Source organism: Mesorhizobium sp. WSM4829, assembly GCF_055811475.1.
The window spans coordinates 76493-102352 of sequence record NZ_JBVVQJ010000006.1 but is presented as its reverse complement, the minus strand read 5'-3'; the positions used below and the strand labels follow the sequence as shown (position 1 = coordinate 102352).

At 61.4% G+C, this 25860-nt stretch carries 27 protein-coding genes and 1 tRNA gene; 18 read left to right on the top strand and 10 right to left on the bottom strand.

All coding sequences use genetic code 11. The features are described 5' to 3' along the window. Nucleotides 1-10: 10 nt before the first annotated feature. The 4 genes from AC0L17_RS08115 to AC0L17_RS08100 are packed head-to-tail and all read left to right on the top strand — an operon-like array spanning nucleotide 11 to nucleotide 4211. Entirely contained in the window at nucleotides 11-1348 is a 1338-nt protein-coding gene (locus AC0L17_RS08115; RefSeq protein ID WP_473515430.1) for an ABC transporter substrate-binding protein, read from the top strand. After that, entirely contained in the window at nucleotides 1348-2286 is a 939-nt protein-coding gene (locus AC0L17_RS08110; protein WP_473515429.1) for a carbohydrate ABC transporter permease, read from the top strand. Before AC0L17_RS08115 ends, AC0L17_RS08110 begins: the two co-directional genes overlap by 1 nt. After that, nucleotides 2287-3108 carry a carbohydrate ABC transporter permease gene (locus tag AC0L17_RS08105; RefSeq protein WP_023797160.1) on the top strand — a complete coding sequence of 274 codons (822 nt, stop codon included), beginning with the start codon at nucleotides 2287-2289 and terminating at the stop codon, nucleotides 3106-3108. Between the two features lie 44 nt (nucleotides 3109-3152). After that, nucleotides 3153-4211 carry an ABC transporter ATP-binding protein gene (locus tag AC0L17_RS08100; RefSeq protein WP_473515428.1) on the top strand — a complete coding sequence of 353 codons (1059 nt, stop codon included), beginning with the start codon at nucleotides 3153-3155 and terminating at the stop codon, nucleotides 4209-4211. A 147-nt stretch (nucleotides 4212-4358) separates the two neighbouring features. Here the strand turns inward: AC0L17_RS08100 and AC0L17_RS08095 are convergent, their stop codons facing one another. Together AC0L17_RS08095 and AC0L17_RS08090 are read right to left on the bottom strand one after the other, a co-directional pair. Beyond that, nucleotides 4359-5453, bottom strand: coding sequence for a helix-turn-helix transcriptional regulator (locus AC0L17_RS08095; RefSeq protein ID WP_473515427.1), 1095 nt, complete (start codon nucleotides 5451-5453; stop codon nucleotides 4359-4361). 115 nt (nucleotides 5454-5568) lie between these two features. Next, the gene (locus tag AC0L17_RS08090; RefSeq protein ID WP_473515426.1) at nucleotides 5569-7314 is read right to left on the bottom strand and encodes an alpha/beta hydrolase; all 1746 of its coding nucleotides are present in this window, start codon (nucleotides 7312-7314) and stop codon (nucleotides 5569-5571) included. 398 nt (nucleotides 7315-7712) lie between these two features. Between AC0L17_RS08090 and AC0L17_RS08085 the strand changes: the two genes are divergently transcribed. The 4 genes from AC0L17_RS08085 to AC0L17_RS08070 all read left to right on the top strand — a co-directional run bounded on the left by AC0L17_RS08085 (nucleotide 7713) and on the right by AC0L17_RS08070 (nucleotide 10440). Next, nucleotides 7713-8372 (top strand): hypothetical protein, encoded by a 660-nt coding sequence (locus AC0L17_RS08085; protein WP_473515425.1) that lies wholly within the window; start codon nucleotides 7713-7715, stop codon nucleotides 8370-8372. Further along, a complete protein-coding gene (locus tag AC0L17_RS08080) occupies nucleotides 8372-8851 on the top strand; it encodes a hypothetical protein (RefSeq protein WP_473515424.1) in 480 nt (159 codons plus the stop codon). The genes AC0L17_RS08085 and AC0L17_RS08080 overlap by 1 nt, the downstream gene beginning before the upstream one ends. A gap of 121 nt (nucleotides 8852-8972) precedes the next feature. Beyond that, nucleotides 8973-9791, top strand: coding sequence for a sterol desaturase family protein (locus AC0L17_RS08075; protein WP_473515423.1), 819 nt, complete (start codon nucleotides 8973-8975; stop codon nucleotides 9789-9791). Then, entirely contained in the window at nucleotides 9775-10440 is a 666-nt protein-coding gene (locus AC0L17_RS08070) for a methyltransferase family protein (RefSeq protein WP_473515422.1), read from the top strand. The genes AC0L17_RS08075 and AC0L17_RS08070 overlap by 17 nt, the downstream gene beginning before the upstream one ends. A 427-nt stretch (nucleotides 10441-10867) precedes the next feature. Here AC0L17_RS08070 and AC0L17_RS08065 read toward each other — a convergent pair. Next, nucleotides 10868-10944 (bottom strand) — tRNA-Arg (locus tag AC0L17_RS08065). 150 nt (nucleotides 10945-11094) lie between these two features. On the opposite strand from AC0L17_RS08065, the gene AC0L17_RS08060 reads away from it, so the two are divergent. Together AC0L17_RS08060 and AC0L17_RS08055 are read left to right on the top strand one after the other, a co-directional pair. Beyond that, complete coding sequence (locus AC0L17_RS08060; protein ID WP_473515421.1) at nucleotides 11095-11394, top strand: hypothetical protein; 300 nt, start codon at nucleotides 11095-11097, stop codon at nucleotides 11392-11394. Between the two features lie 72 nt (nucleotides 11395-11466). Further along, entirely contained in the window at nucleotides 11467-11613 is a 147-nt protein-coding gene (locus tag AC0L17_RS08055; RefSeq protein WP_236368745.1) for a glycine zipper domain-containing protein, read from the top strand. A gap of 102 nt (nucleotides 11614-11715) precedes the next feature. On the opposite strand, the gene AC0L17_RS08050 is transcribed toward AC0L17_RS08055, so the two are convergent. Beyond that, a complete protein-coding gene (locus AC0L17_RS08050; RefSeq protein WP_473515420.1) occupies nucleotides 11716-12879 on the bottom strand; it encodes a M20 aminoacylase family protein in 1164 nt (387 codons plus the stop codon). Between the two features lie 230 nt (nucleotides 12880-13109). On the opposite strand from AC0L17_RS08050, the gene AC0L17_RS08045 reads away from it, so the two are divergent. After that, nucleotides 13110-14276, top strand: a complete 1167-nt coding sequence (locus AC0L17_RS08045) for a D-alanyl-D-alanine carboxypeptidase family protein (protein WP_473515419.1) — start codon at nucleotides 13110-13112, stop codon at nucleotides 14274-14276. Nucleotides 14277-14280: 4 nt separating this feature from the next. Continuing rightward, complete coding sequence (locus tag AC0L17_RS08040; RefSeq protein WP_473515418.1) at nucleotides 14281-15393, top strand: CobW family GTP-binding protein; 1113 nt, start codon at nucleotides 14281-14283, stop codon at nucleotides 15391-15393. Nucleotides 15394-15562: 169 nt separating this feature from the next. On the opposite strand, the gene AC0L17_RS08035 is transcribed toward AC0L17_RS08040, so the two are convergent. The 5 genes from AC0L17_RS08035 to AC0L17_RS08015 all read right to left on the bottom strand — a co-directional run bounded on the left by AC0L17_RS08035 (nucleotide 15563) and on the right by AC0L17_RS08015 (nucleotide 19632). After that, entirely contained in the window at nucleotides 15563-15844 is a 282-nt protein-coding gene (locus AC0L17_RS08035; RefSeq protein ID WP_473515417.1) for a sulfurtransferase TusA family protein, read from the bottom strand. 5 nt (nucleotides 15845-15849) lie between these two features. After that, nucleotides 15850-17178 carry a L,D-transpeptidase family protein gene (locus AC0L17_RS08030; RefSeq protein WP_473515416.1) on the bottom strand — a complete coding sequence of 443 codons (1329 nt, stop codon included), beginning with the start codon at nucleotides 17176-17178 and terminating at the stop codon, nucleotides 15850-15852. A gap of 293 nt (nucleotides 17179-17471) precedes the next feature. Then, on the bottom strand, nucleotides 17472-18422 hold the full coding sequence (locus tag AC0L17_RS08025) for an acetyl-CoA carboxylase carboxyltransferase subunit alpha (RefSeq protein ID WP_287235647.1): 951 nt from the start codon (nucleotides 18420-18422) through the stop codon (nucleotides 17472-17474). A gap of 117 nt (nucleotides 18423-18539) precedes the next feature. Continuing rightward, the gene (locus tag AC0L17_RS08020; RefSeq protein ID WP_473515415.1) at nucleotides 18540-19457 is read right to left on the bottom strand and encodes a site-specific tyrosine recombinase XerD; all 918 of its coding nucleotides are present in this window, start codon (nucleotides 19455-19457) and stop codon (nucleotides 18540-18542) included. Between the two features lie 22 nt (nucleotides 19458-19479). Next, complete coding sequence (locus AC0L17_RS08015; RefSeq protein ID WP_091593135.1) at nucleotides 19480-19632, bottom strand: histidine kinase; 153 nt, start codon at nucleotides 19630-19632, stop codon at nucleotides 19480-19482. Nucleotides 19633-19906: 274 nt separating this feature from the next. Here AC0L17_RS08015 and AC0L17_RS08010 point away from each other — a divergent pair, with 274 nt between their 5' ends. The 4 genes from AC0L17_RS08010 (at nucleotide 19907) to AC0L17_RS07995 (ending at nucleotide 23472) form a co-directional block, all read left to right on the top strand. Next, the gene (locus AC0L17_RS08010) at nucleotides 19907-20512 is read left to right on the top strand and encodes a shikimate kinase (RefSeq protein WP_027153418.1); all 606 of its coding nucleotides are present in this window, start codon (nucleotides 19907-19909) and stop codon (nucleotides 20510-20512) included. Next, the gene (gene aroB / locus AC0L17_RS08005; protein WP_473515414.1) at nucleotides 20509-21693 is read left to right on the top strand and encodes a 3-dehydroquinate synthase; all 1185 of its coding nucleotides are present in this window, start codon (nucleotides 20509-20511) and stop codon (nucleotides 21691-21693) included. The genes AC0L17_RS08010 and aroB overlap by 4 nt, the downstream gene beginning before the upstream one ends. Next, nucleotides 21690-22583 carry an HlyC/CorC family transporter gene (locus AC0L17_RS08000; protein ID WP_473515413.1) on the top strand — a complete coding sequence of 298 codons (894 nt, stop codon included), beginning with the start codon at nucleotides 21690-21692 and terminating at the stop codon, nucleotides 22581-22583. The genes aroB and AC0L17_RS08000 overlap by 4 nt, the downstream gene beginning before the upstream one ends. Before the next feature lie 85 nt (nucleotides 22584-22668). Beyond that, nucleotides 22669-23472 carry an alpha/beta hydrolase gene (locus tag AC0L17_RS07995; protein ID WP_473515412.1) on the top strand — a complete coding sequence of 268 codons (804 nt, stop codon included), beginning with the start codon at nucleotides 22669-22671 and terminating at the stop codon, nucleotides 23470-23472. 129 nt (nucleotides 23473-23601) lie between these two features. Here the strand turns inward: AC0L17_RS07995 and AC0L17_RS07990 are convergent, their stop codons facing one another. Continuing rightward, a complete protein-coding gene (locus AC0L17_RS07990; RefSeq protein ID WP_091593128.1) occupies nucleotides 23602-23904 on the bottom strand; it encodes a BolA family protein in 303 nt (100 codons plus the stop codon). Nucleotides 23905-24095: 191 nt separating this feature from the next. Between AC0L17_RS07990 and AC0L17_RS07985 the strand changes: the two genes are divergently transcribed. Together AC0L17_RS07985 and cobS are read left to right on the top strand one after the other, a co-directional pair. After that, nucleotides 24096-24725, top strand: a complete 630-nt coding sequence (locus tag AC0L17_RS07985) for a J domain-containing protein (protein WP_127211936.1) — start codon at nucleotides 24096-24098, stop codon at nucleotides 24723-24725. 117 nt (nucleotides 24726-24842) lie between these two features. Then, a complete protein-coding gene (gene cobS, locus AC0L17_RS07980; protein WP_128246076.1) occupies nucleotides 24843-25829 on the top strand; it encodes a cobaltochelatase subunit CobS in 987 nt (328 codons plus the stop codon). Nucleotides 25830-25860 lie beyond the last annotated feature (31 nt).

The window sequence follows — 25860 nt, the reverse complement described above, 5'->3', positions numbered from 1 at the left end:
GGAGGAAGAAATGTCGTCCAATCCGTTCAAGCCAACGAGAAGGCAAGTCCTTGCAGGAACCACGGCGCTCGCCGCCGCCGGCCTTGCCGGCATTCGCCCGAGCTTTTCCGCCAGCGTCGACTGGAAGCGCTTTGCCGGCACCACGCTCGACGTCAATCTGGTGAAAAGCCCGCGCAGCGACACCATCCTGAAATACATCGCCGAATTCGAGGAACTGACCGGCATCAAGGTCAATGCCGAGGCGACGCCGGAACAGCAGCAGCGGCAGAAGACGGTGATCGAGCTCAGCTCCGGCAGGCCGAGCTTCGATGTCGTGCATTTGAGCTATCACGTGCAGAAGCGCCAGTTCGAAAAGGGTGGCTGGCTGGCCGACATCGCCGGCTATCTCGCCGATCCGACGCTGACCGATCCCGGCCTGGTCGAAAGCGATTTCGCCGAGGCCGGCATGCTTTTCGCCAAGGACAACCAGGGCGTGCTGCGTTCGCTGCCGTTCTCGGTGGACTACTGGATCGTCTACTGGAACAAGGAGCTGTTCGAGGCCAAGGGCGTAAAGTACCCGGAATCATTCGAGCAGCTGGTGGCCGCCGCCGAAGCGCTGACCGATCCATCGACCAACACGTTCGGTTTCGTCGCCCGCGGCCTCAAGAATGCCAACACGCCGGTGTGGACGTCGCTGATGCTCGGCTACGACATGACGCCGCTCGACGACAAGGGAAAGCTGCGCACCGAAACGCCCGAGGCGATCGAGGCCGCTGCCCTCTACCAGAGGCTGATGACCAAGTCCGCCCCTCCGGGCGTCACCGGCTTCAATTGGGCGGAAGCGCAGTCCGCCTTCCTGCAAGGCAAGATCGGCATGTGGTTCGATGGCGTCGGTTTTGCCCCGCCGATGGAAAATCCCGAAAAGTCGCGCGTGGTCGGCAAGGTCGGCTATGGCGTCATGCCCAAGGGGCCCAAGGCGCATGCCTCCGGGACGTTTGGCGACGGCCTCGGGGTGACCGCCTCCAGCGAAAAGAAGGAAGCCGCCTATCTGTTCTGTCAGTGGGCGGTTTCCCCGGCGATGGGCGCACGCCTGCTCCAGGCCGGCGCCGGCGTGCCGTTCCGCAAGTCGGTGCTGGAAGATCCCAAGGTGCGCGAAGGCGTCACCATGCCGGCAAGCTGGCTCGATGCGGTGGTTCAGTCCGGCAATATCAGCAGGCTGGCGCTGCCGGTGATCATCCCGGTCACCGAGTTCCGTGACATCTACGGCGTGGCGTTGACCAACATGATTGCCGGTGCCGATCCTGCCGAAGAACTGAAGAAGGCCACCGCGCAGTTCCAGCCGGTTCTCGACAGGAGCGAGCAGGGCTGATGTCCGCCATCGCCCCTGAACGCACCGGGGTGACGACGCAAGCCATCGAAGGGAGCCAGACGATCCGGCTGGCTCCCAACTACTGGCCCTTCGTCGTTCCGGCGCTCGTCGTCGTTAGCGCCGTGATCGTCTTTCCGTGGGCGTTCACGCTCTGGATGAGCGTCAACCGCTGGACGCTCGGCCAGTCGCGGAGCTTTGCCGGGATGGAAAACTATCTCCGCCTGGCCAGCGACCCGCGATTCTGGGAATCGCTTGTTCATACATTGACCTACACCTCGCTGTCGGTGGCAGCGCCGATGTTGTTGGGCACTGTCGCCGCCCTGGTCTTCGACGCCAGGTTTCCGCTGCGCGGCCTGCTGCGCGGCGTCTTCGTCATGCCGATGATGGCAACGCCGGTTGCCGTGGCGCTGGTCTGGACCATGATGTTCCATCCCCAGCTCGGTGTGCTCAACTACCTTCTGTCGCTGGTCGGCATCCCGGCGCAGGAATGGATATTCAACGCGAACACGGTCATCCCTTCGCTGGTCGCGGTCGAGACCTGGCAGTGGACGCCGCTGGTGATGCTGATCGTGCTGGGCGGGCTGGCCTCGGTGCCGCGCGAGCCGTTCGAGAGCGCCGAGATTGATGGCGCCAATGCCTGGCAGCAATTCCGCTACCTCACTTTGCCGATGATCGCGCCGTTCCTGATGATTGCGTTGATCATCCGCACCATCGATGCGCTGAAGAGTTTTGACATCATCTATGCGATGACCCAGGGCGGGCCGGGCACGGCGTCCGAAACCATCAACATCTATCTCTACAACACCGCCTTCTCCTATTACGACATCGGCTATGGCTCAGCCATGGCCGTGGTGTTCTTCATTGTCATCGTGGCGCTGTCCTTCATCCTCCTGATGCTGCGCCAGCGCTCGCAGTGGAACGACGCGGAGGGCAAATAGATGAGCTCACGATTGCTCAACCAGATCGGCCTGTTTTTCGCGGCACTGGTCATCGTCTCGCCGGCGATTCTTTTCTTTCTCTGGATGATCTCGCTTTCGCTGAAATTCGAGATCGACAACGGCGCCTATCCGCCGATCCTGATCCCCGAACGCTTCGCCTGGTCGAACTATGTAAAAGTGTTTGAGGAGAACAATTTCCTGCTCTATCTCTGGAATTCGGTTCTGGTCACCGGCACGGCGACACTGCTGGCGCTGCTGATCGGCGTACCGGCCGGCTATGGCATAGCGCGGCTCAAGGCCGAAAAATCGGCGGTCGTCATCATGATCGCCCGCATGACGCCGGGGCTGTCCTATCTCATCCCGCTGTTTCTGCTGTTCCAATGGATCGGGATACTCGGCACGCTCTGGCCGCAGATCATCATCCATCTGGTGGTGACGGTGCCGATCGTGGTCTGGGTGATGATCGGCTATTTCGAGACCACGCCGATGGAACTGGAAGAGGCGGCCAACATCGACGGGGCCAGCTCCTGGCAGGTGTTCCGGCTGGTCGCCCTGCCCATCGCCAAGCCGGGCATCGTTGTCGCCTTCATCCTGTCGGTTATCTTTTCGTGGAACAATTTCGTCTTCGGCGTGGTGCTCGCCAGCCGCGAGACGCGGACGCTGCCGGTCGCCGTCTACAACATGCTTTCCTATGAGCAGGTGAGCTGGGGGCCGCTCGCCGCCGCCGCACTGGTGGTGACGCTGCCGGTGCTGGTGCTGACCATGTTCGCGCAAAAGCAGATCGTCGCCGGGCTGACCGCCGGCGCGGTCAAGGGCGGCTGAAGACGCATTCCAGCTCGACATCACTCTTCTCCCGGAGAAATCCAATGGCATCGGTAACCATCAACAACGTGCAGAAGGCTTTCGGAGCCACCAAGATCATTCACGACGTCAGTGTCGATATCGCCGACGGCGAGTTCGTCATCCTGGTCGGCCCGTCGGGATGCGGAAAGTCGACGCTGCTGCGCATGATCGCCGGACTTGAAACGATCTCGGGCGGCAAGATCACCATTGGCGAACGCATGGTCAACAATCTGCGGGCGCGGGACCGCAACATCGCCATGGTGTTCCAGAATTACGCGCTCTATCCGCATATGACCGTGGCCGACAACATGGGCTTTGCCCTCAAGATCAAGAAAGCCGATCCTGCCGATACCGCTGGCCGCGTCAGGAATGCCGCCAGCATCCTTGGCCTGGAAAAGCTGCTAGAGCGCTACCCGCGTCAGCTCTCCGGCGGCCAGCGCCAGCGCGTCGCCATGGGCCGCGCCATCGTGCGCGACCCGCAGGTCTTCCTGTTCGACGAGCCGCTCTCCAATCTCGACGCCAAGCTGCGCGTCCAGATGCGCGGCGAGATCAAGGCGCTGCACCAGCGGCTCGGCACCACCACGATCTACGTCACACATGACCAGATCGAAGCCATGACGATGGCCGACAAGATCGTCGTGCTGCATGACGGCCTGGTCGAGCAGATCGGCGCGCCGCTCGATCTCTACGACCAGCCGGCCAATCTCTTCGTTGCCGGCTTTATCGGCTCGCCCGCCATGAATTTTATTGCCGGCCGCATCGAGGAAGGCCTGTTCCGCAGCGCCGGCGGACTGATCCTGCCGCTGCCGGAAGGCGCCCGTCCGACCGACGCTGCAGGACGCGAACTTGTCTACGGCATCCGTCCCGAGCACATCCGCGCAACTGCCCAGGGCACGCCGGGCACGGTCACGCTTCTGGAAGCCACGGGTTCGGAAATCTTCGCCAAGGTCGACTGCGCCGGCGAGGAAATTGCCTGCTTGTTCCGCGAGCGTCTGCCGCTCAAGCAGGGCGCGGCGATAGGGATCGAAGTCGATCGCGCCTGCGCCCACCTGTTCGACGCGAAAACAGGTCGGCGTATGTGATGGCGTGGCCTGCGCGGCGGGTGCGCTGACGCGAAGACGATATTCACGCAAAAGCGCCGTAGTACCAATTTGCGGCGCCTGTCGCCAAACGCGTTTCCACCGACAATAACGTGCCCGATGGCACCTGACAGAACGGTCACGCCCGAACTATCGGCCGCTCGAGAGCCTTGTGAGAAGCGCGACCAGCTCCGACTGCCGATGCGTCTGCGTCTTCGCGAAGACCGATTTCAGCTGGTTGCGCCCGGTCTCATAGGAAACGCCAAGTTCGTCGGCTGCCGCTTCAACGCCGTGTCCCGAGCAAATCTTTCTCGCCAGCCTCGCTTCGGACGCTGTCAGCCTGAAGCAGGACTGCAGCACGGCTTCGGCAGGAGGAGGTCTCGCGTCAGGATCAATGAGGATGACGATTGCCTGGCACGGCGCCAGCGCGTTGTAGGAGACTGTCGGCAGTCGCAACGGATAGGCAAGGAGCGGCCGCCCTTGCAGTCTGGGCAGTGGCACGGGTGGCATCGATGCGGCCGTGTCCGGCGAACACAGCAGCGCTTTCAGCGATCGGTCGAGAGCATCGGTCGCGGTTCGGTCAAAGGAGACCAAACGCCGGCGCGTAATCTGCAGGCCTCGCCCCACAAGCCTTTCCGCCGGAGCATTGGACCGGAGGACATTGCCGCTCCTATCCAACATGACGGCAGGCGTTTCGGTGGCGCTAAACGCATCCAGTGCCGCGTCGGCCCTCCCGAAACCTATTGCCCGCGCAACTGCGGCCACAGAGCCCAGCTGTTTCGAAAGGTCCGCGAGCTGTCTCATCTCGTCTGGCGTGAACGGGCCCTGTTGGATCGACCGTTGCAGCGACAGCGCCCAGAAGTCGTCGCCTGCAGCGATCTTGACGGCCGCGCACCATCGCAGGCCGAAAGGCGCGAGGAATTCCTGGTAGTAGGGATGCTTGGCGATATCGTCTGACGTCAGGAGGTCGAACTCCGAGGTGACCCCTTTCCGATCGAGGAAGTTGATGAGGCGATACCGCTCGTCGCGGTCAATCCAACCATCGCGGACATAGGTGTCGAGAGCAGGGGCCATGGTGCGGCTGTAAGGCACGAGTGGCAGATGCCCTTTTATGTCGAAGAGCAGCGCGCCGGCGCTCCCGGTGGCCTTTTCTGCCACCTCCATCGCGGAATCCCAGCGTGATGGATCGAGGGCTGCCTCGACAAAGGCAACACCGATCGCGTCAAAATCGAAAGCAGCGCCCACCGCCAGCCCCTTGGTAGGCACCTATACAAACATACTGAATCTTGGATAGCGAGTCGGACCGTCTCGGGGCCGCCCGCGATCGTGATGCAGATTGGCGGCGCTTGCCGCCAGGGAATTAGTGTTTTTTGGGCGATGTTGAAGAGCGATGCCTGAACCGGAACGGCGACCTCATCTGCTTTGGCGACCTTATCGCCGCAGCCCGCTGCATTTCTGGCCCTCGCCACTGCTCCTCCGCCGCCGCGGTGAACTGCGGGGCCTGCATCCGTCCAATGCACCCAGTCTTCAGCTTGCGTCTGGGGTTGGCCAGGAAATCGGTGACAACCTCCGATCCGCAAGGGTCGGAATCGATCACATCGTGCCCAATCCCGCGAAGCACGACGACCTGCCCAAAAGGAAGGCTTTTGGCCGCACGATATGCCCAGTGAGTCGGTGTTGCCGGATCATACTCTCCCGACAACAGCAGGGTCGGGATATCCAGGCGGCGAGGATGCTTTTGCGAAACCGTCATTCCCTGGGGAAACCAAAGCGGGCAAACCCAGGTATAGTCGGCCTCTCCGATCCACTTCGTCCAGTATTCGAGGCGCTTGTCAGGCAGCTCGGATCTGTTGGTCTCGGAGCAGGTGACTGAAAAATCCATGCCCTGAGCAATCTCGGTATCGTCATGCTCAAAGATCATATCCGCGAGCGGTCTGAAATCGTTTTCGTATGTTTTCTCGACTAGCTTTGGAATGTCTTCGATAGCGTAACGATCGTATAGCAACCCGAATATAAGCTCAAGAAAATCCGCGCCGGAGACATATCTGTACTGAGCGGGAGCGTTTTCTCCGTCATCGCTCCGCAAAAGCACCGGCTGTTTGTCCAGCTGCTTTACGATCGCTCGCACTGCGTCTCCTAGTCCGCGCATGCAATTTTTTGATTTTTGGCAATCTCGTTCCAGCAGTCGCAAAGAACGATCCAGATTTCGCCCATCTTCCTTGAGGTAGTCGATATCAAGGGGAAGAACGGAATCCAGAATGCTCGCCGAGACGCCCTCTGGATGCTCGTTCATCACTTCCAAGGCAACTCTTGTGCCGTAAGAGACGCCGTAGAGCACCCACTTCTTTATGCCAAGCGCCTTCCGAACGTCGTTGACGTCTGCTGCATTTTCGGCGGTGTTGTAGGCGAAGAGGTCAATGCCCTTTGCTATCAGCGCGCTTCGGCACGCGACCACCTCATCTCTCATGAGCTTGTCAAAGCTGATTTCACCGTCGACGCTTAGTGAAATGGAGTTCCAATGATCGGCCTTGAAGTATCGCGAACAGCTCAGCCTGGGAATTGACTTTCCTATCCCTCGTTGGTCGACCACGACCACTCGGCGCCCGATCATCCAATTTTGATCACTTATGAACTGCCACCATGCCTCGATGTCTTCCCTGTCGCCAATATCGGTGGGCTGGCCAGGCCCGCCCGTGAGAAACACAATGGGCTCATGCCGCTCGCGGTCGGGTTCGAAGACCACCACCGATAGAGTGATTTCAGTCCCAGAAGCTTTTTTGCGGTTTTCAGGGACATTGAGAGTCCCGCACGTCATTCCACGGTCGCGCGGAACCTCGAACCAGCAATTCGTTTTCTTGAACTCTCCGGCATGGATATCCCCGCTCCACGCGCAAAAGAGAAGTACAGCTGACGCGAGCTTAAGGAGTACTCGATCCAGATTGATGAACATACGTCGAAAAGAGGCGCGCATGTTGCCCTCCAGCATGAAACAAGGCCTGAGGCATTCGCTCGCCACCCACTGAGCTTTGACATCAGCGCGGTCGTAGGAATGATCGTAGTTTCCCCCTGCCCCACCAATTGCCAAGTGCGATTTTGCTCGCAGCAAGCTACCCCTCATCGATAATAGAGTGGTTCCATGGGCCGCGCATGACCCATTTGGGTATAGGATCATGGCGACCGTGGCGTCAGGGCAGTTGTCACCGTTGCCGTACCCCTGAGCCTGTGGAGCGCGCCGACTTACTCCGTCGGGCCGCGGCAGCAATCCAGGACTATCGTGACGAGATCGCCATCGCATTCGGGTTGGCGCATGCCGACGAGATCGTCGGCAAGCACGCGATTGCGAATCCCACAATGCGCTTTGCCTGGAACGCTATCGCGACGGGCGTAAGAAGAAGAAATGCCGCAGCGATGGAACGACCAACAATTATCGTGATCACAACCGTTTCACGTTAACCGTTAGGAAACGACGGGCTTGTTAAATGAGTTTCCCCACGGGGCATAAATATGGCACTTCACCTTTCGGCGGATGCAGTTCCTGTGGCGGCGGCCCCACAGAAGTATCTTTTTGGTCCGGTCGCTGACTTTCTCATGCTTGGCGGGAGCGCGTTGCTCATCCTGCCGGTCTTGTCTTTTGTCCCTCTTAAGTACGAAGATTTCGTGGGCGCAACGATGTTGTTGCTGGCTCATCTGATAAATCATCCGCACTTTGCCCACTCGTATCAACTTTTCTATCGCAATTTCGGGCGGAAGGTGCGCGGAGACGGATATGACAAGAACCTTCAGGTCCGTTACATCTTCGCGGGCATTGTCGTCCCGCTGATCATGGGCGGTTTTTTTGCTTACGGTTCAATAGCGGGGAATGCGCGCCTGCTGGGGTATGCTGGCAATGCGATGGCCTTTTTTGTGGGCTGGCACTATGTCAAGCAAGGCTACGGCATGCTGATGGTGGACGCCGTATTGAAGCGCAGGTTCTTCAACGAGCAAGACAAGAAAGTGCTGCTGTTCAACGGCTATGCCGTATGGCTGTTCGCTTGGCTTCAGACAAACGCGGTGATCACCGAAAGGCAATTCTGGGGCTTGGACTACTACACATTTGCCGCCCCTCATGGGTCACCAATATTGCCGTATTTGCCGCCGCTGCTTCCACGGCAGCCACGGTTGTGATGCTGATCAATCGCTGGCGCAAGCATGGTGGCACGCTACCGTACAACGGCGTCGTCGCTTACGTCGTGTCTCTATACGCCTGGATTCTATTTGTGAGGATAAACCCGCTCTGGCTGCTTGTGGTGCCGGCGCTCCATTCGTTGCAGTACCTGGCGGTGGTCTGGCGTTATCAGACCAATGTAGAGCTCGACCGTTCAGATGCTGTTATAGAACCCGAATTCAAGGTCCTGTCCATTATTGGTCCGATGTATAGGTTGCGAGTGCTGGGCTTTATCATCATTGGTAGTGTTCTTGGGATTCTCGGTTTCTGGCTGGTGCCGATCGCGTTGTCTGCTTTGATTCCTTATAATAAAGAGGTGCTCGGCTCGTCGCTGTTCCTCTTCATAGCTTGGATATTCATCAACGTGCACCACTACTTTCTGGATAACGTTATGTGGCGACGAGGCAATCCAGAGGTGTCAAAATATCTGTTCCGCTAGTCACTTGCCGCGGCAATCCTGTGATGGCCACAGATAGTCGGCCGGACCGCTCGCCACGCGGCGGCCAGCGTCGGAAAACGGTTCGGCCATACCTGCGTCAGCCGCTTGGTGGGCTTCAATAATGTTCGAGATAATCGATCTGAAAGCGATTCTGATCGTTTTTATGATCTTCGTTCCGCTGGAGCATCTGGTGCCGCTGCATGATGGGCGACGGTACCTGCGACGGGCGTTCGTAACCGACCTCCTTCACCTGCTGGTGACCGGACTGCTGTTCAAGATCGGATTTCTGATCTTTGTCGGCGCCTGCATGATGGCCATCAATTCAGCCGTGCCGAGTATCATCGGCGAGACGGTGCGGACGCAGCCCATATGGCTCCAGACGATCGAGGTGATCGTTATCTCGGACGTTGGTTTCTACGTCGCCCACAGGACGCTCCACTCTGTGCCGTTCCTTTGGCGTTTTCACGCGATCCACCACAGCATCGAAGAACTGGACGCCCTGGCTGCCCACCGTGTTCATCCCCTCGACCAACTCTTCGTCAAGGCGACGTCGCTCCTACCGATCTACGCCCTCGGCTTTTCGGTCTGGCCAATCATCATCGCTGGGCTGATCTACCAATGGCAGGCGCTACTAATTCACTCGAACATCAGGATCGGGTTTGGGCCGTTCAAGTGGGTGGTCGCCTCACCGCTCTTTCATCATTGGCACCATGCTAACGAGCCAGCGGCCATCGACAAGAACTTCGCCGGCCAGCTTTCTATCATCGATGCGATATTCGGCACGATGTACATGCCCGAAGCGATGCCGACGAAATACGGGACCGACGAGCCGGTGCCAGATGCCTATTTGGGACAACTCGCCTATCCGTTCACCACGCCTAAAAGGCCCATCGCATCAGACTTGCAAATGGCGGAGCTGAATCATGACCAGTCGAATTGAAGACTTCGCCGGCCAGGCCGCGATCCTGGCTATTTTCTCGGCGCTGGTGGTGCTGGAAACAGGTACAATTGGCGGCATATTCAATGCGCGCGAGAGTCTCGAAGGATGGTCGCTAGTATTGATCTCTCGGATCGCTGCCTTGATCTTCATGGCTATGTCGCTCTTTTTCACGCTGGTGAGGCTGCCGGCCAAGGCCAGCGCGTCGGGCCTTGCACCGCGCATAGTCTCGATCGCGGGAACCTTTGTGATGTTCTTGCTGGTCGTACTCCCGGTCGGAACCGTTCCAACAGAAGTTCGACTGTTTGGAACCGCGATGATCGTGGTGGGCACGATCCTTTCAGCCTACTGCCTGCTTTGGCTTGGACGGTCATTTTCTATAATGGCGACAGCTCGAAAGCTCGTGATCGCCGGCCCCTATAGCATCGTCAGACACCCGCTTTATGTTGCGGAGGCGATCACAATCAGCGGTGTTATCATCGCCAACTGGTCGAGCTCGTCGGTTGCGGTCGGTGCCTGCTGGTTTATGCTTCAGTTCCGGCGGGCCGTGAACGAAGAGCGCGTGCTGCGCGCCGCGTTCCCCGAATACCAGGAATACGAACGGCGAGTGCCAATGCTGCTACCATTTCGAGTGGTCAAGGCAGCCCGCTGATCGTTTCCGGCGCCACCTGGTTAGGATCGAGATAGAGTATCTTGTCGGGCAATGGCGTCAGGCCATATGCCGTGCGGAATTTCCCGTTGTGGCGCTTCTTTCGACGCTCGCCTGAGGACATGAGCTACAAGGCGTTCCCTTCTAGTTCTTCTGACGAATTGACAGTGTTGCGACCGGAACGGAAACAGGCGTGATGACGTAGCGTGTCTCGAAGCAGGGCGTGGTCCAGGAGCCAGGGGTTTGGCAACTATTTGGTCTCGTCATCTGTTTGTCTTCTTCCTGAGTGCACTGCACGTTGCGTATGAAAACGGTGTCTGGCTGGCACCAAGCGCACACCAAGCGCGCTACGACCACAACGTGTACAAAGTTCGCCATACAAAATCGCAGAAAAAAGTACGGCGATGGCTCCCTAAGTAATTGAAAACTATGGTGATCCCGACAGGAATCGAACCTGTGACCTACAGATTAGGAATCTGCCGCTCTATCCTACTGAGCTACGGGACCACGCGGCCCGACACATAACTGCTTCGGACCGTTTCGCCAAGAGGCAAGCTTGACGCAATCGGCCGGTCGCGAGTGGACCGCAAAGATGAGCCGGAAATACCGGAACTTCGGACCACCGCCGCGCTTTAGTGTGCCGAAGGAGAGACCCGCATGAGTGCCACGAAAGAGTTCTTCGAAACCTGGCTCCAGGAGAACGTCGGTAACCTGCCCGCGGAAAGCGAAGTGAGCGTGGCCGTCCTGGTTCAGCAATTCGAGCAGGATGCCGATGCGGCCGGCTATGGTCACGAGGTGCGCCAAGACGAGATCGGCGACATCGAAGAGGCCATTGAGAAAGCTCTGAACAGGGCCCGGACAGGCGAACAGCCGCAGGCTGACGATCCGGCCGGAGAGAGTGATCTGGCGCCCGTCATGGAGGCGCTGGAGGTCGACGACCCGAAGAGCGGGCCGTAGCGGTCCCAGGCAACATCGGATGGCAGCCTACCAGCGGTTGCAGCTCTCCCCTTCCACCCTAAATGACCTGGCATGATGGATGCCAAACACATCACACTCGGCGTTGTGATCGGCGTGGCTATCGGCGTCGCGTCGGACAATATTATTGCGGGTATCGGAATCGGTATCGCCCTGGGCATTGCCTTGGGTCTTGCGCGGAGGCGGTCCGGTCGGAAGTGACGATCGGAGCATCGCCACGTCCCGGGCCCGACCGCCTTGTAGCCATCCCAGTCGCAGCGCACCCCTCGGATCAAGCCGCAGGGCGGTTTTACGGCCGATGCATCAAGCGGCCAGCGCCGTCTCCGCGAGTTTCACCCAATAGCTCATGCCGTGCGGGATGACCTCGTCGTTGAAGTCGTAGGCAGGGTTGTGGAGACCGGCGGTGTCGCCATTGCCGATGAAGATGAAGGCGCCCGGCCGCGCTTCCAGCATGTAGGAGAAATCCTCGCCGCCCATCACCGGCTGGATGGCGCGTTGCACCTGTGCCTCGCCGGCGATTTCAGCGGCGACATCGCTGGCAAAGACCGTCTCCTCCGGATGGTTGAAGGTGACGGGATAATTGGCTTTGTAATCGACCTCGATCGTTGCACCGAAGGCCGCGCCGACGCCCTCGCAGATGGCGCGCACACGCTGCTCAGCCTTCCTGGCGACCTCCTTCTTCAGCGTGCGCACGGTGCCTGCGATCTCGGCGCTCTCGGGAATGACGTTGTAGGCGTCGCCGGCGTGGAATTTCGTCACCGACACCACGACAGCCTCAACCGGATCGGTGCTGCGCGAGGCGATCGTCTGCAGAGCGCCGACGAGCTGGCTGGTGATGACGATCGGGTCGATCGTGCCGTGCGGCATCGCCGCATGCCCGCCCTTGCCCTTGACGGTGATGGTGAATTCGGCTGTCGCCGCCATGATCGGGCCCGGCTTGATGGCGAATTGTCCGACCGGCAGGCCCGGCATGTTGTGCATGCCGAACACCTTGGAGATGCCGAAGCGCTCCATCATGCCGTCCTTGACCATCTCGTTGCCGCCGCCGCCGCCTTCTTCGGCCGGCTGGAAGATCACTGCGACGGAGCCGGCGAAATTGCGCGTCTCGGCAAGATATTTGGCGGCACCGAGCAGCATCGCGGTGTGGCCGTCATGGCCGCAGGCGTGCATCTTGCCCGGAATGGTCGAGGCGTAGGGTTTGCCGGTGATCTCGTTGAGCGGCAGCGCATCCATGTCGGCGCGCAGGCCGATGCTGGTGCCTTCGCCAAGGCGGCCGCGGATGATGCCGACGACACCGGTCTTGCCGAGGCCGGTCACCACGTCGTCGCAACCGAAGGCGTTGAGCTTCTCGGTGACGAAGGCGGCGGTCTCGAAGACGTCGAAATTCAGCTCTGGCGTCTGGTGCAGATGGCGGCGCCAGCCGGCGACCTCGTCTTGCATTTCGGCGGCGCGGTTCAGGATCGGCATGATGTTCCATCTCGCTGTTGGAGCAGACGGATTCAGCCTGCTGCTTTGCAATTGTGCCTGCTGTATTAGAATTGTCATTCAGGCACTTTGCCATCTTGACGTCACATAGGCTAAATAGCACCGCAAGATAGTGATCCGGATAGAGGGACCGGATCACCATGCTGGCGATCGCGTAACAAATCTTACGGAGCCAGAGGCGACTGCGGCAAGAGGCGATTTCGGATTCCACCATGCGGTACAGGCGTTTCCTCAAATTGTTGCTCGCGGGCGCCGTGGCGCTTGCGGCGCTGGCCGGCCCGGCTCTCGCCAATCCGACGATCGTGTTCGACCTGGAGAATGGCAAGATCCTCCAGCACCAGGAGGCATTCAAGCGCTGGTATCCTGCCTCGCTGACCAAGCTGATGACCGCCTATGTGGCGTTTCGTGCGATTGCCGCCGGCGAGGTCCAGGTCGATTCGCCGATCAAGGTGACGAAGCGTTCCGCCAGCGAGCCGCCGAGCAAGATGGGCTTCAAACCCGGCTCGGTCATGCGGCTCGATAACGCGCTGAAGATGATACTGGTAAAATCGGCCAACGACGTCGCCATGGCCATCGGCGAGAACATCGCCGGTTCGCAGGCCGCTTTCGCCGAGCGCATGAACGCCGAGGCGCGCCGGCTCGGCATGACCGGAACGCATTTCGTCAACCCGAACGGGCTGTTTTCGCCGGACCAGTATACGACTGCGCGCGATCTCGGCTTGCTGGTGATGGCGATCCGCACGGAATTTCCACAATATGCCCCATGGTTCTCGATCGAGGGCCTGGCCGTCGGCAAGAAGAAGATCTCGAATTACAATCTTCTGATCGGCCGCTATCCCGGCGCCGACGGCATGAAGACCGGCTTCGTCTGTCCGTCGGGCTTCAACATGATCGGCTCGGCAACACGCGACGGGCGCACGCTGGTGGCGGTGGTGCTTGGCGAGAAGTCGGCCATCACCCGCGCCGAGACCGTCGCCAGGCTGCTCGACCAAGGCTTTGCCACGCCGACACCGGGCTGGCTGACGGTGGCGGCGCTGCCTTCCTATGGCGACACCACATCGGTCAACGACATGAACGACGAGATTTGCAGGAAGAAGCCGGCTAAGGAGCAGTCGGAAGCTGCCGCCCCCGTCGGCGATAAGAATGCGGCAAAATCTCCCTATCGAAAAAAACTCGATCACGCGCCGACATTGGTCGCAGTCGGCCTTGGCGGCGCCACCGGGCCGATACCGAAAGCCATGCTCGATGCATCGGGCCAGGAGTATGCCGACGTGCCGCTGCCGAGTTGGCGGCCCGACCTGCCGCCGCCGCCCGGCGCCGAGCCGGCAGTGATCGGTTCCGCCACTGCGGCCCAGGAGCCCGCCAAGGCGGTGAACTAGGCTGATGAGCAGCGGCTTTCCCATCGCCGTCTCGGTGCTGACCGGTTTTCTCGGCGCCGGCAAGACGACGCTGCTCAACCGGCTGCTCAGGGATCCCGCGCTCGCCGACACCGCGGTCATCATCAACGAGTTCGGCGAGGTGGCGATCGACCATCTCCTGGTCGAACAGGCCTCCGACGGGATCATCCAGCTTTCCGACGGCTGTCTCTGCTGCACGGTGCGCGGCGAACTGGTCGACACGCTGGCCGATCTTGTCGACCGGCTGCAGACCGGCCGCATCGCCAGGCTTGCCCGCGTCGTCATCGAAACCACCGGCCTCGCCGATCCGGCGCCGGTGCTGCAGTCGATCATGGCCCATCCGGCGCTGGTCGAGGCCTTCCGGCTCGACGGCGTCATCACGCTGGTCGACGCGGTCAACGGCGATGCGACGCTAAACGCCCATGTCGAGGCAGTGAAGCAGGCGGCGGTCGCCGACCGCATCGTGCTGACGAAAACCGATCTGGCCACCGATCCGCGCGACGTCGAGGCCTTGCGGGCGCGGCTGCGGCAGATCAATCCGGGTGCCGAACTGCTCGATGCGGGTGACAGAAGGACCGATGCAGCGGCGCTGTTCGATTGCGGCCTCTACAACCCAGCCACCAAGTCCGCCGACGTGCGGCGCTGGCTGGGCGAGGAAGCCGGCCATGATCACCACCACCATGACGACCATGACCACGGCGACCACGACCACGATCATGACCATCGGCACGATTCCCGGGTGCGCTCCTACTCGCTCGTTCATGAGGGGCCGGTGCCGTTTTCGGCGATCGAGATGTTTTTAGACCTGTTGCGATCAGCACATGGCGAGCGCCTGTTGCGCATGAAGGGCGTCATCGAATTGCTGGAAGACCCGTCGCGGCCACTGGTCGTCCACGGCGTCCAGAAGATCCTGCATCCGCCGGCGCGGCTGCCGTCCTGGCCGGACGGCCAACGCGGCACAAGGCTGGTGCTGATCACGCTCGACATGCCGGAAGATTACGTCCGCCGGCTGTTTGCCGCCTTCACCAACCGGCCGTCGATCGACTCACCGGACCGCGCAGCGCTGGAAAACAACCCGCTGGCCATCGCCGGGCGGTGAAGCGGCTGATCTCCCCCCTCGAGGGGGAGATGTCCCCGAAGGCGACAGAGGGGGTCGTCTCGGCTGGTGCGACGCCCCGTAGGAACGAAAGATAAGGTTGGCGCTTCACGCGCGGCAACCCCCTCTGGCCTGCCGGCCATCTCCCCCTCAAGGGGGGAGATTATCCCGCTCAGCCGCCGCCGCGCTCGACCAGAAAGCGATGGCCGCCTGAGATCGCTGCCGTTTCGATCAATCGATGGCCGCTCTCGGTGCAGAAGGCGGGAATGTCGATGACGGCGAGGGGGTCAGTGGTTTCGAGCCATAGCCGGCTGCCCGGCCGCATTGTGGCCAACCGCTTTTTTGCCTTGAGCACGGGCAACGGGCAGTTCAGGCCTTTGAGGTCGTAGACAGGGGCGGGGGCGGGGCTGGTTGAGGGCCTGTCTTCCTGGGCCCCATCTCCGTGTTCAGGCATGAAGCTCAGCCGCCGAACATGCCGAGCAGCTTCTTCTTCAGCCTTGTCGTCCTGCTTTCACCGGCATTCGCCGCCTGCGTTGCGGCCGGGGCGGCATCGGGGGACGAGGCGATTGTCGCGGTAGCGACAGGCGCTTCGGCAGCGGCCCTGGCCTCCTCCTCTTCGGCCAGCGAATTGATCCTGGCGGTTTGCTTTTCGGCCAGAGCCTGAGCCTTAGCCGCCTCTTTCGCGGCCTTGGCCGCTTCTATCGCGGCAAGCCTTTGCTCCTCGGCCTTCTGCTTGGCGGCCTTCTCCGCGTCGAGCGCGGCCATCTTGCGGCCCGCCGGCGAATCGATGCGGCCCATGCGCGCCGTCTCGGTCACCGAGCCGTCGGCGTTGAACGACGGCGGATCGATCGGCACGCGTTCGCCACGGGCGCGTTTCTTCGACCACTCGGAAACGATGCTGGCTTCCTTGATCCCGCCGATGGTCGGCTTGGGCGCCGGCACGCTGGCCTTGACCGCGCCGCTGAAAGCCGCCTCGTAGGTGCTCTGGTAGGCATTGAAGGCGCTCTTCAGCGAATCCGGCTGCGTCGTCGCGGGGCAGGCGCCGGTCGGATCGAAGGTCTCGCCGTCAGGCGCGACCTGGTTGAAGACATAGCGCTTCTCGCAGACATCGACCTTCGGCGGCACTTTCGTGATCTCGAAATTGTCGTAGCCGACCTTCAGCATCTTCCAGAATTCGTAGTTCGGATCTTTGCGATAGCGCGCCATGTTGGCGGCGGTCATGCGGAACGGAAAGGCCTGGATCTGGAACTCGGTCTGCCCACCCTGGAAAGCGTCGCGGCCGAAGGCGTAGATCTGCTCGATCTGCGCGTCGGTCATCGAATAACAGCCCGACGACGAGCAGGCGCCATGGACCATCAGATGGGAACCGGTGCGGCCATTGGCGCGGTCGTAGACGTTGGGATAGCCGATGTTGAAGGCAAGGTGGTAGCTCGACCGCGGATTCATCTGCGCCGGACGGACCGTATAGAAGCCCTCCGGCGCCTGGCGGTCGCCTTCGGTGTATTTGGGGCCCAGCTTGCCCGACCATTTGCAGATGTCGTAGCTGGCGACCAAGTCATAGCGACCGTTGGTCTTGGCCTTCCAGATTTCGAGCTTGCCCTCTTCCTTGAAGATGCGGGCCATCACCGGCGAGGTGCGGGTCATGCCCTTGGCCTTCATGCTGGCCAGGATTTTTTCGGGCAACGGCTTGTTGGCGTGGGGGGCAAAATCCTTCATCGAAGAATCGTTGCAGCCAGCGACGCCTATCGCGGCAATCACAAGTGCGGTGCGGGCAAGCTTGGCAAACATGGCTATGTCTTTTCTTTCGGACCGCAGGCATCAGGGCAGACAGGCCCAACCCTAAGCCCGTTAACCTTGAAAATTCCTTACCGCAGCGCCGGGCCTTACGGCAATCCGATTGAAACGAGCGCAGCGGCATTTTTGTGGCGAAGGTGCTTAATCTCGCCACATTGCGGCGTCGAAACCGTCCGGCGGTCCGTCCGACTGAAATCGGCCGGCCTGAATCCTCTTGTTCGACCACGCCTTTTGCGAAAACCGGTACCCACTTTTTGCTACGCTGAGCCCCGGTTCGGGATCATAGTCTAGAGGTTTCGCCCCATAGCCAGATATTTCTCGCGGCGCTGCTCACGAAAATCGGTGTTGGCGCCGGAGAATTCCTTCATCGTTTTGGCGATGAGATCGCCGGTGGCGGCAATCACCGTATCCGGGCCACGATGGGCGCCGCCGAGCGGTTCGGGAACGATGGCGTCGATGATCTTGAGCTCCAGCAGATCCTGAGCGGTGATCTTCATGTTGGTCGCCGCATCCTTCGAGCGGGTGGTGTCGCGCCACAGGATCGAGGCGGCGCCCTCCGGCGAGATCACCGAATAGATGGCGTGCTCGAGCATGTAGACGCGGTTGGCGGTGGCGATCGCGATGGCACCGCCCGAGCCGCCTTCGCCGATGACCACCGAGATCGACGGCACCTTCAGGCGAAGACAGGCCGAGGTCGAGCGGGCGATGGCTTCGGCCTGGCCGCGCTCCTCGGCATTGACGCCGGGATAGGCGCCGGCCGTGTCGACCAGCGTCAGCAACGGGATATTGAAGCGGTCGGCGAGTTCCATCAGCCGCACCGCCTTGCGATAGCCCTCCGGCCGCACCGAGCCGAAATTATGCCTCAGCCGGCTGGCCGTGTCCGAGCCCTTTTCCTGGCCGATGATCGCCACCGGCTCGCCGCGGAAGCGGGCGAAGCCGCCGACGATCGCCTGGTCCTCGCCGAAATTGCGGTCGCCGGCAAGCGGCGTGAAATCGTTGAACAGGCCCTTGATGTAGTCGACGCAATGCGGCCTGTCCGGATGGCGCGCCACCTGCACCTTCTGCCACGGGGTCAGTGCCTTGTAAGTGTCGCGCAATGCGTCGCGCACGCGTTTCTCGAGACGGCTGATCTCATCGCCGACATCGACCGCCTCGCCATTCTCGGCGAGCTTCTTCAGCTCGAGGATCTTGCCTTCGAGATCGGCGACCGGCTTTTCGAAATCGAGGTAATTGTACATTCTTGAGCGGACCGATAAGCCGGAAGGCAATGACAAGCCGGGAGGCAATGACTGGCGGAACCTGGGAAATAGAGGCTCCGGGCGGTGGAACGTCGTCCTCACATAGCGATATGACGCCTAGTCGGCAAGCGGATGATGATCGTTGACCAGCCGCACCAGCCGCTCCTCCAGAACATGCGTGTAAATCTGCGTTGTTGAAATATCGGCATGGCCAAGCAACTGCTGCACCGCCCTGAGATCGGCGCCGTTCTGCAGGAGATGGCTGGCAAAAGCATGGCGCAGCACATGCGGCGATATTTTCGCCGAGGCGATGCCGGCCCGCGCGGCAAGGCCCTTCAGGTCGCGGGCGAAGACCTGCCTGGAGAGATAGCCGCTGTCGCTTGCCGCCGGAAACAGGAACGGGCTGTCTGCCAAAGCCGGCACCGTTGCCCGGGCAGCGAGCCAGGCCCGCATGGCCACGCGCGCCTTTGCCGATAGCGGCACCATGCGTTCCTTGTCACCCTTGCCGCGCACCATGAAGAAACGATCGTCGCGCAGCGCCACCGTCACCGGCAGGCCGACCAGTTCGGAAACCCGCAGGCCGGTGGCGTAGAGCACCTCGACCAGCGCATGCAGGCGCAGCGCCGCCAGGCCGTCGCCATCGTTCAGCGAGGCGCCAGCTGCCTCCTGCGCCGCTCGGTCGATCAGCCGGCCGGTGTCGGCCTCGCTCATCGTCTTCGGCAGCGGCCGGCCCTTCTTCGGACTGTCCAGGGTGCCGGTCGGGTCGTCGCCGCGCAGACCCTCGGCGTAGAGGAACTTGAAGAACTGGCGCATCGCCGACAGCTTGCGTGCCTGCGAGGTGGCGGCAAAACCGCGTGCGGCTATCTCGTCGAGATAGTTGCGGATATCGGCAGCGGCGGCACCAGCGAGCCCGCCGTCGATCTCCGCTGATGCGTCTTCGAGGTCGCGGCGATAGCTGGAAAGCGTGTTTTCGGCAGCGCCGCGCTCGGCGCTCATCATTTCCAGAAAGGCTTCGATGCGGGCCGCGCTGTGCATGTCTCTCAGTTTTTCTTATTTCTCAGTTTTTCTTGGGAATGAGCTTTTCGGGAGGGATGCGCACGCTCATTTCGGCCTTTCTCGGCTCGACGAACATCGCCAGAGCGAACATCGCGCCATAGACAATGCCGGCCAGAATCGTGAGCGTCACGACAAAGCGGAACAGTGTCGGCATCAATTCTCGCCCGTCTTGTTGTTCTGCGTTTCCAAACCCAGTGCCCTTATGAGACGCCAATCCGGCCAATTCAAGGGCGAAGCGCGGACGACGTGCGGCGGCGCCACGCTTGACGCAATCAGGCTTTTGATGTCGATACGCCGGCAAAGAGGGGTCTAAGCAGGCATTCGTGGGCTAGCCCGAAAATGCCTGCCTGGATTCTTTGGCTTGTCGCAGGTTCTGTCGCAAAACCTGGGATAGATTTGCGGAACCTGCTTAGAAACATCATGGTGTCATGAACGCGTTGCCAGCCAATCCTCCCGATGAGAGCCATGCCGCGCTGCTCGGCCGGCTGGGCAGCCGTTCCATTGTCTTTGTCGGCCTGATGGGCGCCGGCAAGACGGCGATCGGCCGCAAGGTGGCGGGGATGCTGGGACTGCCTTTCATGGACAGTGATCAGGAAATCGAAAGCGTGTCGCGGATGAGCGTCCCGGAACTGTTCGAACGCTATGGCGAGCCCGAGTTCCGGGCGCTGGAGCAGCGCGTCATCCTGCGCATATTGGAACACGGCCCGCAGGTGCTGTCGACGGGCGGCGGCGCCTTCATGAGCGCGCCGACGCGGGAGGCCATTGCCGGCCATGGCGTGTCGGTATGGCTGAAGGCCGAGATCGACCTGTTGATGGACCGCGTTTCCAAGAAGCAGAACCGGCCGCTCCTGAAAAGCGCCGATCCCCGTGCCGTGATCGAGCGGTTGATGGCCGAGCGCTATCCGGTCTACGCAACCGCCGATGTTACCGTGCCGACCCGCGACGATCGCAAGGAGGTCATCGCCGCCGAGGTGGTGAACGCGCTTTGCGGGTATTTCGGCGTGGCAGCCGCGACAGGCGAGGTGGGCTCGTGAAAAGCAACGCGACAGTCACCGTCGAAGTCGGGCTCGGCGATCGCGCCTATGACATATTGATCGGCTCCGGCCTGCTGTTGCGCGCCGGCACCGAGATTTCGCGCCGCCTGCCCGGCACGCGCGCCGCGGTGGTCACCGACGTCAATGTCGCCGCCGCCCACCTCGAGACGTTGAGGGCCGGCCTTGAAAAGGGCGGCATCCGGCCCGCCGTCATCACGCTGCCGGCGGGGGAAAAGACCAAGAGTTTCGCGCATCTCGAAGAGGTGGTGGACGGCGTGCTCGCCGCAAGACTGGAACGCGGCGATGTCGTCGTCGCGCTCGGTGGCGGTGTCATCGGCGATCTGGCCGGATTTGCCGCCGGCATCGTGCGCCGCGGCATGAATTTCGTGCAGATCCCGACCTCGCTGCTGGCGCAGGTCGACTCTTCCGTCGGCGGCAAGACCGGCATCAACAGTGCGCGCGGCAAGAACCTCGTCGGCGTCTTCCATCAGCCGAAACTGGTGCTGGCCGACACCGAAGTGCTCGACACGCTGCCGATACGGGAATTCCGCGCGGGTTATGCCGAACTCGCCAAATACGGGCTCATCGATCGCCCCGACTTCTTCGCCTGGCTGGAGGAAAACTGGGGCAAGGTGTTCGCCGGCGGCCCGCAGCGGGCCGAGGCCATCGCCGAGGCCTGCCGCGCTAAGGCCGATGTCGTCGGCCGCGACGAGTTCGAGACCGGCGACCGCGCGCTGCTCAATCTCGGCCACACGTTCGGCCATTCGCTCGAGGCCGCCACCCAATATGACAGCGCCCGTCTCGTCCACGGCGAGGGCGTCGCCATCGGCATGGCGCTGGCCTATCGCTTTTCGTCACGCCTCAACCTGGCAAGTCCCGACGATGCGGCGCGCGTCGAGGCGCATCTTCGCGCCGTTGGCCTGCCCTGGCGCATGGCCGATATTCCGGGTGAATTGCCTGACGCCGAAGCGCTGCTTGCCTTTATCGCCCAGGACAAGAAGGTGTCGCGCGGCGCGCTGACCTTCATCCTGACGCGCGGCATCGGCCAGGCCTTCATCGCCAAGGACGTGCCGGCGTCGGAAGTGCTGTCGTTTCTGAGGGAGAACCATCCGGGTCAGCCGAGAGGCCGACCGGGTCAGCCGAGAGGCCGACCGGGTCAGCAGAACAGCCGACCGGGATGAGCGAGGCCGGCTGGATTGTCGCTGCTGTCCTTGCCGGGCTCGGCCTGCTCGCCTGTGCCTTTCGCGCGCGCCTGCTCGCTGCATTCGGCTATGAATTGCAGCGCAGCGAGCCGCAGCATTCGAACCATGATGAATCGCGCGGCGCCGTCGACGATTTTCGTCGCGACGGCCAGGTGGTGCGCGAGGATCGCGCCCGCATCGGCCGCCTGTCCGATCTCGACGAACTCGAAGTGTCCGATGTCATGGTCCATCGCACCAACATGCGCTCGGTCAATGCCGACAATCCGCCGGAGGCGGTGGTGCGCGAGATCCTGCAGAGCCCGCATACCCGCATGCCGTTGTGGAAGGGCTCGCTCGACAACATCGTCGGCGTGCTGCACGCCAAGGACCTGCTGCGTGCGCTGAACGATGTCGGCAACGACTTTTCCAAGATCGACGTGATGAAGATCGCTTCAAAACCGTGGTTCGTGCCCGATACCACGACGCTGCAGGAACAGCTCAACGCCTTCCTGCGGCGCAAGGCGCATTTCGCTATTGTCGTCGACGAGTATGGCGAGGTCGAGGGGCTGGTGACGCTGGAGGACATCATCGAGGAGATCGTCGGCGAGATCGCCGACGAGCACGATATCGACATGCAGGGCGTCAAGCAGGAAGCCGACGGCTCCGTCGTCGTCGATGGCACTGTGTCGATCCGCGACCTGAACCGGGCGCTCGACTGGGACCTGCCGGACGAAGAAGCCACCACCATTGCCGGTCTCGTCATTCACGAGACGCAATTGATCCCGGACGAGAAGCAGGCTTTCACCTTTCACGGCAAGCGCTTCGTCGTCATGAAGCGCGACAAGAACCGGATTGCAAGGCTGAGGATCAGGCCGGCCGGCGAGATTTAGTTCTGATAGGTTCTTTCGCGGCTAATCAATCCTGGACGTTCGCCGCGCCGGCGTGCACTTTCGACCGGGCTGTCTGGAGGTGACGGTGATCGATCGGCGAACCCTGCTTTTGATGTCGATGGCTTTGTTGACGGCCAGCGCTTCGGCGGCGTCGCGCCGGCTTTCGCCATCTCCGCAAACTGTCGACTACGGTCCGGCCAGGCTCGACATCTACGCGCGCGCCGGCGCCAGCTCCCTGCCTGTGATCCTTTTCATCCATGGCGGTGCCTGGCGAGCCGGCAATCGCACCAACGTCGACGTCAAGTCGGACTTCCTGCTCGACAATGGCTTCTGCTTCGTCTCGATCGACTACCGGATGCTGCCTGAGGCTGATGTCGCCACCCAAGCCAACGACGTTGAGCAGGCCTATCGCTATGTGCGCGCCAACATCGCCGGATATGGCGGCGATCCGAACCGGATTGCGGTGATGGGCCATTCGGCCGGCAGCCATCTCGCCGCACTGACCGGGCTGCGCGGCGGTCTGCCCGGCGTCGCGGCGCTGGTTCTGAACGATACCAGGGCTTATGACCTGGAGGCGCTTGCGAGGAGCGGCGGCATGACACGGGCCTATGCAAAGGCCTTTCCCGACCCGGCGCAGTGGCGAACGCTGTCGCCTGCCACCCATGTCGGGAGTCGCAAACATCCGGCGACCTTCATCGCTTATTCGCGCGCAGCGGGTCGCGCGGCAGCCTCACGGGCCTTCGCCGAGCGCCTGCGGGCGACTGGAACGGAGGTGACACTGTTCGATGGCAGCGCCTATTCGCACATGTCGATCAATCGCGATTTCGGCGACGAAGGCGACGCCTTGACCGGTGCGGTGATGATTTTCCTGAAGGCAGCGCTCGTATAGAGCGGTTCATCGTTTCACGGAAACGCCGAACCGCTCTATCTCTTTGTTTTTGCGCAATTCCCTAGGGAAAGCGCTATGCGCTTTTCCCGGGAAAACCGTTTCACACTTTTCCTGGAATTGCTCTGAGGCCTACCACCTGGTCTTTTCGTCCGGCGCGGCCGGCTCGATCGCCAGCGCATGGACACCAGCCTTCAATTCGTCGGCCAGCAAGGCGTTGACCGCGCGGTGGCGCTCGATGCGACTCATGCCGGCAAAGGCTGAGGAGACGATGCGGACGCGGAAGTGCGTCTCACCGGTGCCGTCATAGGTGCCGTGATGATCGGAGTCCTGATGGTGATGGCCGGCATGGAGATGGCTTTCGTTGATGATGACCAGTCGCTCCGGCAAAAACGCCTTCTTCAACTTGCCTTCCATCGTCGACTGTATGGACATTCGTACTTCCCTTCACCACATATGGCGGGCGCAACCCCCGAAGATCGGCGGCCTTTGCGCGTCCGGAACGACGCGCGGCGCCGCCGTCGCGACAAAATTCGCCGATCGCCCGCTTTATGCCGCGATTCAGCGGTTAGGGCGATCATCGCGAAAATGTCAATTCTTGTTTCGCACCGGCGAACAGCCCATAAATGGGTAAGATGAAACCGTACCCCAAATATTTCGAGAAAATTCGCATCCGCCCGGAAAAGGATGCGGAGCTGAAGTCTCGTTCGCCGATCTGCCAGTGGGACGGTTGCAAGGAGGCCGGCACCCATCGCGCGCCGGTCGGGCGCATGAAGGAGGGCGAATATTTTCAGTTCTGCTTCGATCATGTGCGCGAGTACAACAAGGGCTTCAATTATTTCTCCGGTGTCCCCGACACCGAGATCGCCCGCTTCCAGAAGGAAGCGATGACCGGCCACCGACCGACATGGAAGATGGGCGTCAACGGCGCCTCGACGCGCTCCTCGCCCGATTTCGCCCAGCAGCGTTCCGGCCGCGCCGGCTACTACAACCGCATGCGCGATCCGTTCGACCTGTTCAAAGGCCCAAAAGATCCGCGCGAGGCGCGTGAGCGCAAGGCCAAGCCGCTTGAGGCCAAGGCGCTGGAAACGCTTGGCCTTGATACAAAGGCGACTGGCAAGGACATAAAGGCGCGTTATAAGGAACTGGTGAAACGCCACCATCCGGATGCGAATGGCGGCGACAGAGGTTCGGAAGACCGGTTCCGCGATGTGCTCCAGGCCTATCGCGTGCTCAAGCAGGCAGGATTGTGCTGAGCGACCTCCGTGTCGTTTTCCAACTTTCATAAGGTTGGAAAAGGCTCTAAGACCGCCCCCGGACAAAATCGATTGCCGGCGAAATCAGGCGCTTCGCCCGTGGAGACGTTGATAAAGATGAACAAGGTCGATCGCGACATCGCCAACCTGCCCGACACCACCGTGCCGGTGAAGGAGAAATTCGGCTTCGAGTCCAAGATGGTGGTGCCGGCCTATTCCGTGACGAGCGAGCATGTGCCCGACATCGATCCGGACTATCTGTTCGACAAGAACACAACGATGGCGATCCTCGCAGGCTTTGCCTACAACCGCCGCGTCATGGTGTCGGGCTATCACGGCACCGGCAAGTCGACGCATATCGAGCAGGTCGCCGCCCGCCTCAACTGGCCTATGGTGCGTGTCAATCTCGACAGTCATGTCAGCCGCATCGACCTCGTCGGCAAGGACGCCATCGTCGTCAAGGAAGGGCTGCAGATCACCGAATTCCGCGACGGCATCCTGCCGTGGGCCTACCAGCACAATGTCGCGCTGTGCTTCGACGAGTACGATGCCGGCCGTCCGGACGTGATGTTCGTCATCCAGCGCGTGCTGGAATCGTCGGGACGGCTGACGCTGCTCGACCAGAGCCGGGTCATCCGCCCGCATCCGGCGTTCCGGCTGTTCTCGACCGCCAACACCGTCGGTCTCGGCGATACCACCGGCCTCTATCACGGCACCCAGCAGATCAATCAGGCGCAGATGGACCGCTGGTCGATCGTCACCACGCTGAACTATCTGCCGCACGACAATGAGGTGAACATCGTGCTGGCCAAGGCCAAGCACTATCGCGATGCCAAGGGCAAGGAGATCGTCAGCAAGATGGTGCGTGTCGCCGATATGACGCGTTCGGCCTTCATCAATGGCGACCTGTCGACCGTCATGAGCCCGCGCACGGTCATCACCTGGGCCGAGAATGCCGAGATCTTCGGCGATATCGGCATGGCGTTCAGGCTGACCTTCCTCAACAAGTGCGACGAGCTGGAACGCTCGCTGGTCGCCGAGTTCTACCAGCGCGCCTTCGGCCAGGACCTGCCGGAGAGCGCCGCCAACGTGGTGCTGGGGTAAGCATGGCTCGATTCCGATTTTCGGGGTCATG

Bases quoted from the DNA above. Each gene is read 5' to 3' on its own strand.
- AC0L17_RS08050 (WP_473515420.1), bottom strand. From the start codon at position 12,879: ATGCCGATCCTGAACCGCGCCGCCGAAATGCAAGACGAGGTCGCCGGC.
- AC0L17_RS08015 (WP_091593135.1), bottom strand. From the start codon at position 19,632: ATGCCGACACTGTTCCGCTTTGTCGTGACGCTCACGATTCTGGCCGGC.
- AC0L17_RS08030 (WP_473515416.1), bottom strand. From the start codon at position 17,178: ATGTTTGCCAAGCTTGCCCGCACCGCACTTGTGATTGCCGCGATAGGC.
- AC0L17_RS08020 (WP_473515415.1), bottom strand. From the start codon at position 19,457: ATGCACAGCGCGGCCCGCATCGAAGCCTTTCTGGAAATGATGAGCGCC.
- AC0L17_RS08025 (WP_287235647.1), bottom strand. From the start codon at position 18,422: ATGTACAATTACCTCGATTTCGAAAAGCCGGTCGCCGATCTCGAAGGC.
- AC0L17_RS08100 (WP_473515428.1), top strand. From the start codon at position 3,153: ATGGCATCGGTAACCATCAACAACGTGCAGAAGGCTTTCGGAGCCACC.
- AC0L17_RS08035 (WP_473515417.1), bottom strand. From the start codon at position 15,844: ATGCCTGAACACGGAGATGGGGCCCAGGAAGACAGGCCCTCAACCAGC.
- AC0L17_RS08040 (WP_473515418.1), top strand. From the start codon at position 14,281: ATGAGCAGCGGCTTTCCCATCGCCGTCTCGGTGCTGACCGGTTTTCTC.
- AC0L17_RS08105 (WP_023797160.1), top strand. From the start codon at position 2,287: ATGAGCTCACGATTGCTCAACCAGATCGGCCTGTTTTTCGCGGCACTG.
- AC0L17_RS07985 (WP_127211936.1), top strand. From the start codon at position 24,096: ATGGGTAAGATGAAACCGTACCCCAAATATTTCGAGAAAATTCGCATC.
- AC0L17_RS08045 (WP_473515419.1), top strand. From the start codon at position 13,110: ATGCGGTACAGGCGTTTCCTCAAATTGTTGCTCGCGGGCGCCGTGGCG.
- AC0L17_RS08070 (WP_473515422.1), top strand. From the start codon at position 9,775: ATGACCAGTCGAATTGAAGACTTCGCCGGCCAGGCCGCGATCCTGGCT.
- AC0L17_RS08110 (WP_473515429.1), top strand. From the start codon at position 1,348: ATGTCCGCCATCGCCCCTGAACGCACCGGGGTGACGACGCAAGCCATC.
- AC0L17_RS08000 (WP_473515413.1), top strand. From the start codon at position 21,690: ATGAGCGAGGCCGGCTGGATTGTCGCTGCTGTCCTTGCCGGGCTCGGC.
- AC0L17_RS08075 (WP_473515423.1), top strand. From the start codon at position 8,973: ATGTTCGAGATAATCGATCTGAAAGCGATTCTGATCGTTTTTATGATC.
- AC0L17_RS08055 (WP_236368745.1), top strand. From the start codon at position 11,467: ATGATGGATGCCAAACACATCACACTCGGCGTTGTGATCGGCGTGGCT.
- AC0L17_RS08085 (WP_473515425.1), top strand. From the start codon at position 7,713: ATGGCACTTCACCTTTCGGCGGATGCAGTTCCTGTGGCGGCGGCCCCA.
- cobS (WP_128246076.1), top strand. From the start codon at position 24,843: ATGAACAAGGTCGATCGCGACATCGCCAACCTGCCCGACACCACCGTG.
- AC0L17_RS08010 (WP_027153418.1), top strand. From the start codon at position 19,907: ATGAACGCGTTGCCAGCCAATCCTCCCGATGAGAGCCATGCCGCGCTG.
- AC0L17_RS08080 (WP_473515424.1), top strand. From the start codon at position 8,372: ATGCTGATCAATCGCTGGCGCAAGCATGGTGGCACGCTACCGTACAAC.
- AC0L17_RS08115 (WP_473515430.1), top strand. From the start codon at position 11: ATGTCGTCCAATCCGTTCAAGCCAACGAGAAGGCAAGTCCTTGCAGGA.
- AC0L17_RS07990 (WP_091593128.1), bottom strand. From the start codon at position 23,904: ATGTCCATACAGTCGACGATGGAAGGCAAGTTGAAGAAGGCGTTTTTG.
- AC0L17_RS08060 (WP_473515421.1), top strand. From the start codon at position 11,095: ATGAGTGCCACGAAAGAGTTCTTCGAAACCTGGCTCCAGGAGAACGTC.